Here is a 14,351-nt window from a genome sequence, read left to right on the forward strand (position 1 = left end):
AGATGAAGGACGACACATGCTTGATCGCCTGATGCGTGACTGCTGGCTGCGCGGTATTCGCCTGTCCGCGAATGAGGGGCGTTTGATGGTTGCGGCGGCTACGCCGCAGGCCTTGAATGCCGATCTGGAACAGGAACTGCTGGCGCGCAGCGGTGAAATTCTGCTGTGGCTTGAACGTCGCCCAGACTATTTCGCGGCGCGCCCACTGAGCGATAACGAGCAGGCGCTGTGGTTTCTGCAGCGCATGGAGCCGAACAGTTGCGCGTACAACATCGCGCTGGCCGGGCGGGTCAGGCCGCAATACCTGTGGGTGGATCTGCCTGTGCGTCTGGAGCGTGCCTGGCAGGTGGTGCAGCAGCGCTACCCGCAGTTGTGCAGCGCCTATGTCGAGCGTGATGGGGAGTTGCTGCAGTGGGACTGCCGCCCGCAGCCCACAGCGCTGCAATGCGAAACCTTGCACGGCGCAGATGCGGCTAGCATTCAGCGCCGCGTGATCGAGCTGGCCGACAGGCCTTTTGACCTGGCCGCTGGTGAAGTCAGCCGCCTGGTGCTGTTGCGCAATGAGCTTGGCGACCGTACCGAACACACGGTACTGCTGGGCATTCACCATATCGCCTCCGACCTGACCACCTTCGATGTGGTGTTCAGTGAGCTGTTCGCCCTGGTCGATGAGCAAGCGCTTGCCGATGTCGACCCTCAGGCCTACCGCAACTGGTGTTGCGATCTGTACGTGCGCAGTGAGGCGATCGAGGCCGAGGAGCTGGCCTGGTGGCAAACGCAGTTGGCCGATGTGCCGAGCCTGGAGCTGCCGACCGATTTCGCCTATGGCAGCAGTCAGGGCTTCGAGGGTGGAGAGCTGTCGTTCCATTTTGGCGCGGACAATAGCGAGCGCCTGCGTGCGGTGGCCAAAAGCCTGGGCGTGACGCCCTACGTCTATTGGTTCTCGCTGTTCCAGCAATTTCTCGGCGTGCTGTCCGGGCAGGACGATTTCGTGCTCGGCACCCCGAGCGGCTGGCGCCTGAAGCGCGAGCAGGCCGAGCTGCCTGGCTATCTGGTCAACCCGTTGCCGGTGCGCTGCCGTGTGCGTCGCGACCTGTCCAGCGCTGAATGGGCCAAGGCGGTAGCGGCCAACGTCAGGCAGACCTTGCGTCACCGTCACTATCCCTTCGCGCGTTTGGCCAAGCACCTCGATCTGCCCCGGCAGATGGGCAGGGCGCCGGTGTTTCAGCACATGTTCACGCTCAATAAAGAGCGCGACGTGCCGTTCGAGCGCTACATCGAGCGCATGATCGGCGAGCAGCGCGGCGCGGCTCACGAACTGAACCTGGTGATCGTCGATGATTTGCCGGAATTCATCGGGCGCTGGCGCTACAGCAAGGCGCTGTATCGGCGCGAGAGCGTCGAGCGCTTCCAGGCGCAGTTCCTTGCCCTGGTCATGGCGGCTATGGAGCAGCCGGACGTGCCTTTCGCCGAGCTGAACTGGCTGGCTCCCGAGCACCGTTCGCAGTTGTCTGGCGAGGTGCTGCCGGTGCCGCAAGAGAGTGCCTGGCAGGCGTTCGCCAAGCAGCGCATGGCGCGTCCGCAGGCCGTCGCGCTGGAGGATGAGCAGGGCCAATTGACTTACGCCGAGCTGGCCAAGGCGGTGGTCGCCCGTGGTGAGCGCCTGCAAGGCTCGCTGAGTGCGTTGGGCGATCGGATTGCCCTGTGCCTGCCGCGCAGCCGCGAACTGGTGATGCACATGCTTGCCGCCTGGCAGTGCGGCGCTACCTATCTGGCCCTCGATCCGCAGTGGCCTGAGTCGCGTCTGCAGGATATCTGCCTGGATGGCACGCCCAGGATCTGCGTGGGTGAGGGCGAACGGCCGCACTGGTTACCGATGTCGGTGCAGTGGCTGGCTGTGCCGAGTGCGCCGCTATTTAGCGATGCCCCGCTGCGTGTCGGTCTACCTGCGGATCTGCCAGCCTACGTGGTCTACACCTCCGGCTCCAGCGGGCGCCCCAAGGGCGTGGAGGTGACCCAGAGCAACCTCATCCACTACGCCAGCGCCTGCCTGGAACGCCTCAAGTTGAGTAGCGAAGCCAGCCTGACGAGTCTGGCCAGTTGCGCCACGGATCTGGGCCACACTGCTTTGTTCGGCGCGTTGCTCAGCGGTCGCCGCTTGCGCCTGCTGGACGAAGCATTGGCCTTCGACGCCGAGGAACTGGCGGCGCTGCTCGGGCAGCAGCCCGTGGACATGCTGAAGATCGTGCCCTCGCACCTCAATGCCCTGCTGGTGGCCAGCGAGCCGCAACGCCTGTTGCCACGCCAGTGCCTGGTAGTCGGCGGTGAAGCCCTGGGCGCCGACCTGCTGGCGCGGCTACGCGCCTTGAGCCCGAATCTGCGCATCGTCAACCACTATGGGCCCAGCGAAACCACCGTGGGTGTGTTGACTCACGAGGTCGAAGGCGAGGGTGACGCACCGCTTGGTCGCCCGTTGGCCAATCTGAGCGTCAGCGTGCGTGGGCCCGATGGCGCCGTGCTGCCGGCTGGGGTCAGTGGTGAGCTGTATATCGAAGGTGCCACCGTGGCGCGTGGTTACCTGAGCGCCAGCGAGGCCGACCGGGCGCGTTTCGGTGAGTGGGGGTATCGCACGGGCGACCGGGTGCGCCTCGATCATCTGGGCCGTGTGCTGTTCCTCGGGCGTCTGGACGAGCAGGTGAAGATTCGTGGCTACCGCGTCGAGCCCTCGGAAGTGGCGACGCAATTGCTCGCGCTGCCGCAGGTCGAGGATGCACGCGTACTCAATGCGCCAACGCCGCTGACGGGCAATCGCCTGGTGGCCTTCCTGGTCGCTGCCGCCGATGCCCTGGCGGATATCCAGACCGCGTTGCAGGCACGTCTGCCTGACTATATGCAGCCGGCGCAGTGGCATTGCCTGGAGGCGATGCCGCTGTTGGCCAACGGTAAGGTCGACCGTCAGGCCCTGTTGGCGCTGACCGAGCAAGCGCTGCGCAGCGTTGAAACGCGTGCCGAGCAGCCGCTGAACGAAGTCGAACGCGCCTTGCTGGAGATTTGGCGCGAGCTGTTAGGCAACCCCAATATCGGCCCGGATGACAACTTCTTCGCGCATGGCGGCGACTCGATTCTTGGCCTGCAGATCATCGCCCGCGCACGTCAGCAGCAGATTGGCCTTACGCCCAAGCAACTGTTTGCCGAACCCAGCGTGCGAGCGCTGGCGCGGGTGGCGCAAACGCCGCAGCGGGCCAAGGTCGAGCGCCTGCTGGCGATTGCGCGGGAGATTCTGGAAAAGCCCGATCTGCAAGCCGACGACAACTTCTTCGCGGTCGGTGGCGACTCCATCCTCAGCTTGCAGATCATCGCCCGCGCCAAACAGCAGGGGTTGCAGCTCAAGCCCAAGCAGATTTTCGAGTTCCCCACGGTCAGCGGCTGGGCCGAGCAGGCGCAGCAGCTCAGCAGCGTCAAGGAAACCGGCAAGGCCGATAACGCTGAGCCGAGTGCGGCCTTCGCCCTGACACCGATCCAGGCCTGGTTCTTCGGGCAGCAGCAGAGCACGCCGCACTACTGGAATCAGTCGCTGTTGCTGGCGGTGCACGAGCCGTTGGAGCCAGTGCGCCTGGCCCAGGCGCTGGCGACCTTGCTGCAGCGCCACAGCAGCTTGCGCCTGGTCTTCGAGCAGGGCGCGCAGGGTTGGCAGCAACGCTATCAGCCGCTGTCGACGGAGATGGCCGACACGCTGCTGCGGGTGGTCGAACAACCACTGGACGACGCGCTGTTGCAGCAGTGGCAGCAGGGCTGGCAACTGGATCGAGCGCCGTTGATTCGCTGGGTCTATTTCACCGGCAGCGGGCACTTGCTGTGCACGGCGCACCATCTGCTGGTCGATGCCGTGTCCTGGCAGGTGCTGCTGGAGGAGTTGGAAAGCCTCTACCTCGATCCGCAGGCCGCACTGCCAGCCGCTTCCGCCAGCTTCCATCGCTGGAGTGAGGCTCTGCAGCAGCATCGTCAGGAGCCGGCTGTTTTGGCTCAGCGCGACTACTGGCAGGCGCAGTTGGCCGAGGAGGGCGAAGTCGCCCGCACTGTCAGCCTGTACGGCGCAAGCCGCACGCTGGAAACCAGGCTGACCGCCGAGAAAACCGAGCGGCTGCTAGGCGATTGCCATGAGGCCTACAGCACTCAGGTGCAGGATCTGCTGGTCGCCGCACTGGCTGGCGTGATCGGCCAGTGGCTGGGGCGCGAGCAGGTCACCCTGGAGATGGAAAGCCACGGCCGCAGTGGCTGGGAGCAGGGCCCGGATCTGTCGCGCTCGGTGGGCTGGCACACCAGCCGCTACCCATTGGCTGTGGCCGCCGCCGAACAGCCGGAGCAGGCGATCATCGCGGCCAAGGAAGCGCTGCGCCGCGTGCCGGAGCAAGGCGTCGGTTATGGCCTGCTGCGCCTCGATCCGCAGCATGGGCTCGGTGCCGCCTCGCTGCTCACCTTCAACTACCTGGGCCGCGTCGATCAGTGGTTGGGCAGTTCGCGTCTGTGGCGCCTGGCGCAGCCGCTGTGCCCGGCCATGCGTGCCCCCGACACCCGCCGCACTCATCTGCTGGATGTGACGGCATTGGTCGACCAGGGCCAGTTGCATATCGAATGGCGTTACGCCCCGCAGGTGCATGAACAGGCGCTGATCCGCGAGTTGGCGCAGCAATTTCAGCAGCGCCTCGAAGCCTTGCTCGAACACTGCCTGGATCCGCAAGCCGGTCGCGCTACTGCTGCCGACTTCGCCGATTCGGGGCTTTCCGACGACGAATTCCTTGGCCTGCTGGAGCAATTGCAATGACCACCCCAGGCGCCCCCACATCCCCAGTTCACGGCAAGGAGACCCTCGGCATGAACGACAAGGTCAAGGCACTTTCCCGCAATATCGAGGCCATCTACCCCCTGGCGCCCATGCAGCAGGGGCTGCTGTTCCACAGCCTGATGCATCCGGGCAAGGGCATGTACCTGCTGCAGTACCGCCATGTCATGGTGCTGCCGCAGCTCGATCTGGACGCCTTTCGCCAGGCCTGGGCACAGGTGGTGGAGCGCCACGAACTGCTGCGCACCTCCTTCGTCTGGAAGCAGCAGAAGCGTCCCATGCAGGTGGTGCACAAGCAGGTCGAACTGCCCATCACCTACGAGGACTGGTCGGCTATCGACGAGGCCGAGCAGCAGGCGCGCCTGGAGCATCTGCTGGCCGAGGAGCGCCGCGAGGGGCTGGACTTCACCCAGGCGCCGCTGATGCGCGTGCGCCTGTTCAAGCTGGCGCCGGACACCTACCAGTTCGTGCGTAGCTACCACCATATCCTGATGGATGCCTGGTGCTTCTCCATCATCATGATGGATTTTCTCGACGGCTACCGCGCCGCGCGTGAGGGGCGTCGTCTGGAGTTGCCCAAGCCGCGCCCGTACCGCGACTTCATCCGCTGGCTGGAACAGCAGAAACCCGAAGAACATCAGGCTTTCTGGCAGCAACGTCTGGCCGGTTTCGACACGCCCAATCAATTCGGCTTCGGCCACCCTGGGCGCGTGCTTGATGCGCCGGAGCCGGTGGAGGATTGTGTCGAACACCTCAGCGTCGAGCAGACCCAGGGCCTGCAACAGGCCGCCAGCCGTCTGGGCATCACCCTCAACACCCTGGTGCAGGGCGCCTGGGCCTTGCTGCTGGGGCGTTACAGCGGCAATCGCGATCTGCTGTTCGGCGTCACCGTGGCCGGGCGCCCGGTGCACATGCAGGGCATGGAAAGCATCGTCGGGCTGTTCATCAACAGCCTGCCGCTGCGCTGGAACTGGCAGTCGCAACAATCGCTCGGCACCTGGCTCAAGGCCCTGCAGGCCGAGAACCTGAGCCTGCGCGAGCACGAAAGCGTGTCGCTGGCGCAGATCCAGAGCTGGAGCGAGGTGCAACGCCAGGATCTGTTCCAGAGCCTGTTCGTCTTCGAGAACGCGCCGATTTCCGCCAGCCTGCGCCAGGGCCAGTTGGACTACCTGATCAGCGACATGGCCAACCGCACCCACACCAACTACCCGATCACCGTGGTGATTGTGCCCGGCGAGCGCCTGCACCTGCAGTTGACCTACCAGACCGACTGGTTCCTGCGTGATGAAATCGAGCAGATGCTGCGCCACTTCCGCACGCTGCTGCTGAATATGGGCGAAGCCCTGGCCAGCGACGCGGACACCCCGCTGCAACGCCTGACCATGCTCGATGCCACGGAGATTGCCCAGCAGCACGCTTGGGCCACTGGCGACGTGGCGGCGGATGAGGCGCTGTTGCAGCCGCTGTATATCGAGCGCCTGCAACGGCAAGTGCGCCTAACGCCTGAGCGAATTGCCGTGGTGCATGGCGAGCGTAGCCTGAGCTTCGATCAACTGAACCGCACGGCCAATCGCCTGGCCCGTCATCTGCGTGCCAATGGCGTGCAGGACGGCGACTTGCTGGCGCTGCTCGACGAGCGCGGCCTCGACCTGGTGGTGATGATCCTCGCCACGCTCAAGGCCGGTGCCGGCTGGTTGCCGCTGGATCCGCGCAACCCGCCACAACGCCTGGCCCAGGTGCTCACCCAGAGCCGTTCGCCGCTGTTGATTCATGGCGTCGAGCAGGGCGACCTGGCCCAGCAGGCGTTGCAGCAGATGGCCCAGCCACCGGCGGCGATCCGCTACGAGTCGGCGGCCCTGAGCGGCTATAGCGATGCCGACCTGGACATCCCCGTGCATGGCCTGTCGCTGGCCTACTGCATCTTCACCTCGGGCTCCACCGGCACGCCCAAGGGGGCGATGGTGGCTCACGCCGGCATGCTCAACAACATCCTCGGCAAGCTGCCGGGCCTGGGCCTGAGTGAGCAGGATGTGATCGCCCAGAGCGCGCCGCAGTGCTTCGACATCTCCGTCTGGCAGACTCTGGCCGGTCTGGTGCTGGGGGCGCGCACGGTGATTCTCGGCGACTGCGTGGTGCAGAACCCCGAGGCGCTGACCGAGGCCATCGCCCGGCATGGCGTGAGCATTCTCGAAGCGGTGCCGTCGCTGATGCAGAGCCTGCTCGACGCGGGCCTGGAGCACACCGCGCTGCGCTGGGTGTTGGCCACTGGCGAGGCGCTGCCACCAGCGCTGGCGCGGCGCTGGTTTGAGCGTTACCCGAGCATCCCGCTGATGAACGCCTATGGCCCGGCTGAATGCTCCGATGACGTGGCCTTCCACCCGCTCACCGAGCGTCTGGCGGATTCGCGCAGCAGCGTGCCGATTGGCCGCGCCACCCTGAACAACCGCTTGTACCTGCTGGATGCCGAATTGCAGCCGGTGCCGCGCGGCGCGGTGGGGGAAATCTTCGTCGCCGGTGTCGGTGTTGGTCGTGGCTATATGGCTGATCCGGCGCGCACTGCGGCTGTGTTTTTGCCGAACCCAATCGCCAACGACGGCAGCCGTCTGTATCGCACCGGCGATCTGGCGCGCTTTTTAGCCAATGGCGAGCTGGAGTATGTGGGGCGTACCGACCACCAGGTGAAGATTCGCGGCCACCGTATCGAGCTGGACGAGATCGAAGCCTGCCTGACCCGTTACCCTGGCGTGCGTGAAGCGGTGCTGCTGGCCCGTGACGACCAGCAGCGCGCCAAGGTGCTGGTGGCCTACGTGGTGGCCGAGCCGCAGCCCTCCATCGAGGCGCTGCGCGAGTTCGTCGCCGCCAACCTGCCGCCGTACATGCTGCCCAGCGCCTTCATGCTGCTCGAACGCATGCCGCTCAACGCCAACGGCAAGATCGACCGCAAGGCCCTGCCTGCGCCTGATTTCGCCGCACAGAGCGAGGCGCGCTACGTGGCGCCACGCAGCGAGCTGCAAGCGCAATTGGTCGAAGCCTGGCAGTCCGTCCTCGGTCTGGCGCGGGTCGGCATTGAGGATCACTTCTTCGAGCTGGGTGGGCATTCGCTGCTGGCCACGCAACTGATCGGCCAGATTGGCAAGCTCAGCGGCAAGGAACTGCCCCTGCGCGTGGTCTTCGAGCGCCCGACCATCGCTGCCATGGCCGAGTGGCTGGAGCAGCAGGAGGCCGGCGAGAGCAATACGCCGAAGCGCCTGCCGCGTCCGCAGAGCCTGCCGTTGTCGTTCGCTCAGCAGCGCCTGTGGTTCCTTCAGCAGTTGCAGCCTGAAAGCCCGGCCTACAACCTGGCCGGCGCGGTGCGCCTGAGCGGCGACCTGCACATCGTTGACCTGCAGGCAGCGCTGCAGGCCCTGGTCGATCAGCACGAAGTCCTGCGTACCCGTTTCGTCAGCGACGGCGGCGAGCCGCTGCAGGTCATCCTCGCCAGCGCCGAGCTGGCCCTGCCGCTGATCGAGGTGGCCAGCGAAGCGCAGTTGCACGAGCTGCTGCGCCAGGACGCGATGACCCCGTTCGCTCTGGACAGCGCGCCACTGCTGCGTGCCTGCCTGTATCGCCTGGGGCCGCAGGCGCATGTGCTGGCGCTGAACTGCCACCATATCGTCGCCGATGGCTGGTCGCTGCAACTGATCATCGACGGCCTCTGTGCCCATTACCGCGAGCTGCGCCAGGGAGGTAAACCGGCGTTGGTCGAGGCGCCGATGCAGTACGCCGACTATGCCCTGTGGCAACGCCAGTGGATGGCCAGCACCGCCTGTCAGCACGAGCTGGCCTACTGGCGCGAGCAGTTGTCCGGCGAGTTGCCGGTGCTCGAACTGGCGGCGGACTTCCCGCGTCCGGCGCAGGCCAGCCAGGCTGGCGGGCGCGTCGAGCAGCGCCTGCCGGATGAGCTGGCGGCGCGCCTGCGGGCCTTCAGCGCAAGCCATGGCTGGAGCAACTTCATCCCCATGCTCTGCGCCTTTCAGCTACTGTTGCGCAGTCGCAGCGGCGAGCACGACATCCTCGTCGGGGTACCGGCTGCCAACCGTCACCATGCGGCGTTGCAGCCGCTGGTGGGCTGCTTCGTCAACACCCTGGTGTACCGCCAGAAGCTCTCCGGCACGACCAGCCTGTTGCAGCACATGAACGAATTGCAGGCGCTGTCGGTGGCGGTGCAGTCGCACCAGGATCTGCCCTTCGACTACCTGATCGAACAGCTCGGCGTGGCCCGTCAGGTCAGCTACAACCCGCTGTTCCAGGCCATGTTCAACTATTTTCCGGGCCATGCCCTGGAGCGTTTCGAGCTGACCGAGCTGATCGCCGAGCCCCTCGACAATCGCCCGGACAGTGCCTTGTGCGACCTGCATCTGGACGTGCGCGACAGCGAACACGGTATCGCCCTGAGCCTGCAATACAGCAGCGAGCTGTTCCGCGAGCAGACCGCTGGCGCCATGCTCGATCAGTACCTGGCGCTGCTCGACGCCGTGCTCGAACAACCTCGGCAGGTGCTCGGTGAGCTTGCCTGGCAGCCCGAGCAGCGCGCGCTGGCGCGCTTGCACGGTGAGCCTGTGCAGGGCCGCGAAGACATCCTGCAGGCCTTCGCTCGGCAGGTCGCCGAGCAGCCCGAGGCCATCGCCGTGCAGGCCGGCCAGCAGCGCTTGAGCTATGCCCAATTGAATCAGGCGGCCGAGCGCCTGGCCGCCGCCTTGCAGGCCCGTGGTGTCGGCACCGAGGATCGTGTGGCCCTGCGCCTGCCGCGTGATGCGCGTCTGCCCATGGCCATGCTGGCCATTCTCAAAGCGGGCGCGGCTTATGTGCCGTTGGCCGAGGACACCCCAGCCGAGCGTGGCCGCTACATCCTCGCCCACGCGCAGCCACGGTTGTGCCTGAGCAATGCCGAGGCCCTGGCGGAACTGGCCGAGTGGGGCAGTGCCGTCGAGCTGCTGGATATCGATACGCTGACCAGCAGCCAGCCCTACCGCGCGCCGAGCGTACATCCCGCCCAGCTCGCTTACGTGCTCTACACCTCGGGCTCCACCGGCCAGCCCAAGGGCGTAGCCATCGCGCGCGGCAATCTGATGAACCTGGTGCTCGGCGTGCAGCAGGTGCTGCCGTTGACGGTGCAGGACAAGGTGTTGGCGCTGACCACCGCGACCTTCGACATCGCCATCGTCGAGCTGCTGCTGCCGCTCGGTCGCGGCGCCAGCATCCTGCTCGCCGACCGTGAGCAGGCGCGTGACCCGCAAGCCCTCGACCGCCTGATCGAGGCTGCCCAGCCGACGGTGATGCAGGCCACGCCGGCCACCTGGCGCATGCTGGTGGCGCATACCCAGCGCAGTTGGCAGGGCGTGCGCGCCATCTCCGGTGGCGAGGCACTGCCAACCGCGTTGGCCGAAGCCATGGAGCGCCGTGGCGCTTTGGTGATCAACGGTTACGGGCCGACCGAGGCCACCGTTTACAGCACCTTCGAGCCGCGCCAGGGCGATAGCGACGGGGTCGAGGTGCCGATTGGCCGCCCCGTGGTCAATACCGCCGCCTACGTGCTGGATGCTGACCTGCAACCCGTGGCGCCGGGCGTGTCCGGCGAGCTGTACCTGGCCGGTGCCAACCTGGGCCGTGGCTACTTCGCCGCGCCGGGGTTGAGCGCAGCGAGTTTTCTGCCTGATCCGTTCGTGCCGGGTGCGCGCATGTACCGCACCGGCGACCGCGTGCGGCGCAATGCCAATGGCAGCCTGGACTATCAGGGGCGTCTGGATTTCCAGGTCAAGCTGCGTGGTTTTCGTATCGAACTGGGCGAGATCGAAGCGCTGCTGGCGCGCGTTGCCGGGGTGCGCGAAGCGGCGGTGGTGCTGCTCGGCAGCGGCGACAGTGCGCGCCTGGTGGCCTACTACTCGGTCACCCAGGCGGCGGGCGAGCTGACTGATGCCGTGCTGCGTGAGCAACTGGCACAACACCTGCCCGACTACATGCTGCCGAGTCAGTTCGTACGCCTCGACACGCTGCCGCTGAGCCCCAGTGGTAAGGTCGAGCGCAAGGCGCTGCCAGCGCCCATCCAACATGAAGGGCAGCGCGACGGCGAGTTGAGCCAGCCCTGGGAGGCGCAACTGGCCGAACTCTGGTGCGAGCTGCTCGGTTGCAACGCGGTGGGTGCAGACGACAACTTCTTCGCCCTCGGCGGCCATTCGCTGCTGGCGGCGCGTATGGCGGCGCGCCTCGCCGAGCGCTACGGGCGGCATCTGCCGCTACGCAGCGTGTTCGAGTGCCCGACCCTGCGTGAGCTGGCGGCCAGCCTGGCCGCTGCCGAGGGGGCAGACGAAAGTATCCTGCGGCCATTTGGCGAGGTTGCGGCGCCGCTGCATTTCACCCAGCAGCGGCTGTGGTTCCTCGACCGCTTGCAGGGCGACACCCAGGCTTACCACCTGTCCCTGGCCATGCACCTGCACGGTAACCTGCAAGCCGATGTACTGGAGCGCGCACTGGAAAAACTGGTGCAGCGCCAGCACAGCCTGCGCAGCGTGTTCAGCGAGACGGACAAAGGCGCGCGGCAGCAGGTCGTGCAGTGGCACGGCCCGCTGCTCAGCGTCGCACCCTTGCAGCAGGATGTGCATGCGCCGGCCTTCGCCCGCACCTTGAGCGAGGAGGCGCAGCGCGCCTTCGACCTGAGCGCTACGCCGCTGTGGCGGGTGCGCCTGTACCAGGGCGAGGGGCAGAGTGTGTTGCAGGCCACCTTGCACCACATCATCGCTGACGCCCGTTCGCTGGAAATCTTCTTCGACGAGTTGCAACGCCTTTACCAGGCCGAGCTCAGTGGCACCCAGGCGGCGCTGGCGCCGCTGCCGCTGCAGTTCAGCGATGTCGCTGCCAGTTGGCAGAGCACTGCCGGGCAGGCGCTGATCGAGGCGCAACTGGACTACTGGCGGCAGACTCTGGCCGGCGAGCCGCCGGTGCTGGATCTGCCCACTGACCTGCCGCGTCCTGCCGAACAGGGCTACCACGGGCGGCGCCTGCGCTTCGAGCTGCCTGCCGAGTTGGTCGAGCGCCTGCGCGCCACCGCGCAGCGCCATGGCCTGACCGCCTTCGCGCCGCTGCTGGCCGCGTGGAAGGTGCTGTTGGCCCGGCATTCCGGGCAGCGTGAGCTGTGGATCGGCCTGCCGGTGGCGCAGCGTCAGCAGGCGCACACCGACAACCTCATCGGCTATTTCGCCAGCACCCAGGTGCTGCGCAGCCAGATCGATCCGCTGCAATCGGTGGCCTCGTTCTGGCAGGCCTTGCAAGCCACCCACCTGAGCGCCCAGCAGCACGGCGACGTGCCCTTCGAGCGGCTGGTGGAGGCCTTGCAGGTACGTCGTGATCTCAGCCATACGCCGCTGTTCCAGGCCCTGTTCAACCTGATCCAGCGTGACGACGTGGCGGCGGTTGGCCAGGGCTTCGCCGGGCTGGCTGCGCAGCGTCTGGATGTCGAGAGCGACAGCGCCCTGGTGGACATCGGCCTGCATATCGAGCAGCACGGCAGCGCCTGGCACTGCGTGCTGGAGTACAACACCGAGCTGTTCGTCGCCAGCACCATGCAGCGCTACGCCGACGAGTACCGTCACCTGCTCGCAGGCATGCTGGCGCGACCCGAGGCGCGGCTGTGGGACATCGACCTGGCCAATGCCGATCATGCCCTGACTCGCCGCCCGTGGAACCTGCCAGCGCACACCCTGAGCGAAACCGAGGATCTGATCGCCCGCTTCGAGCGCCAGGTCTTGCAGAGCCCAGACGCTCTGGCGGTGGATTGCCAGGAGCAGCGCTACAGCTATGCCCAGCTCAATGCCCTGAGCAACCGCCTGGCCCACTGGCTGCGCGCCCAGGGGGTCGGTTGCGACGACCTGATCGCCCTGTGCCTGACCCGTGGCCCCTGGCTGCTGCCCTGCATCCTGGCGATTCACAAGGCAGGTGCAGCCTACCTGCCGCTGGATCCACAGCAGCCGGGCGAACGCCTGCGTTTCATCATCGAGCACGCACGGCCTGCACTGGTGCTCAGCGAGCAGGCCTGTGCCGAAGTGCTGGGAGCAGTCGACAGCACGCTCGTCGAGCACCTGCCGTTGGATGCACAGCCCGCGCATGACCTGGCCTTGCCGGTGACGCAGCAGCAGCGTGCCTACGTGATCTACACCTCCGGCTCCACCGGCACGCCCAAGGGCGTGCAGGTTACCCGTGGCAACCTGAGCAATCTGCTCGCCGGTCTCGACCAGCAGTTGCCGTTGACGGTCGAGGACGTCTGGCTGGCCAGCACCACCTACGCCTTCGATATGTGCAAGCCGGAGCTGTTCCTGCCGCTGCTCAAGGGCGCGGCCATCCTCCTGGCGCGGCGCGAGCAGGTGGTCGACGGTCACCGCCTGTTCGAGCTGCTGCGCCGTGCCACGGTGTTCCAGGCCACCCCAGCCGGTTGGCAGCTCCTGCTGGAAACCGGGCGTGACGACTGGCCGGCCCTGCGCGGCCTGATCGGTGGTGAAGCGGTGCCGGCCGAGTTGGTCAAACTGCTGCAAGCCAAGGGCGTGCAACTGATCAACGCCTATGGCCCGACGGAAACCACCGTCTGGTCGACCACCCAGGCGCTGCGTGAGCTGCCTGCTGGGGTTGCCGATATTGGCATGCCGCTGCTCAACACCCGTTGCTATGTGCTTGACGAATGCCTGCGGCCCGTGCCGCTGGGCAGCACCGGCGAGCTGTATATCGCTGGCAGCGGGGTGACCCGTGGCTACCAGCGTGCGCCGACTATTACCGCAGCGGCGTACCTGCCCGATCCGTTCGCCAGCGAACCTGGCAGCCGCATGTACCGCAGCGGTGACCTGGTACGCCGACGCGGCGACGGGCGCCTGGCCTATGTCGGTCGTGCCGACTTCCAGGTCAAGGTGCGCGGCTTCCGTATCGAACCGGGGGAGATCGAATCGCTGCTGCGCCGTTACCCCGGTGTGGAAGAGGCGGTGGTGATGCTCGATGGTCGCAGTCACAGCCTGTTTGCCTGGTTGCAAAGCCCGAGCCCGGTGGACGAGGCAGCGCTGCGCCGTCATCTGGAAAGCCTGCTGCCGGCCTACATGGTGCCGACCGGCTTTATCCAGCTACCGCGTTTGGCCCTCAATGCCAACGGCAAGATTGATCGCAAGGCCCTGCCAGCGCCGCAAACGCAGGCCGAGCAGGGCGTGGCGCCACGCACGGCGCTGGAGCGTGAGCTGGCCGAGCTGTGGCAAGAACTGCTCGACCTGCCGCAGGTGGGTGTGCTCACCAGCTTCTTCGAGCTGGGCGGCCATTCGCTGCTGGCGATGCGCCTGATGACCCGCGTGGAGAGCCGCTTCGGGGTCAAGGTCGAGCTGCGCAGCCTGTTCCATAACCCGACCATTGCCGGCCTGGCCGAACAGATCGAAAACCCGCAGCGGCCTTCGACCGACCAGGCACTGGATGAGATGCAGCGTTTGCTGGCAGAGATGGAAGACTGAAG

2 protein-coding genes are annotated in these 14,351 nt (G+C 66.4%); both read left to right on the plus strand.

What is annotated here, in order from left to right:
- The first annotated feature begins 16 nt into the window (after positions 1-16).
- Positions 17-4,822, plus strand: a complete 4,806-nt coding sequence (locus AERO9A_RS15000) for a non-ribosomal peptide synthetase (protein WP_159972746.1) — start codon at positions 17-19, stop codon at positions 4,820-4,822.
- A gap of 50 nt (positions 4,823-4,872) precedes the next feature.
- Entirely contained in the window at positions 4,873-14,349 is a 9,477-nt protein-coding gene (locus tag AERO9A_RS15005) for a non-ribosomal peptide synthetase (RefSeq protein ID WP_159972747.1), read from the plus strand.
- Positions 14,350-14,351 lie beyond the last annotated feature (2 nt).

Source organism: Pseudomonas sp. 8Z, from assembly GCF_902506535.1.
Classification (GTDB): Bacteria; Pseudomonadota; Gammaproteobacteria; order Pseudomonadales; family Pseudomonadaceae; genus Aquipseudomonas.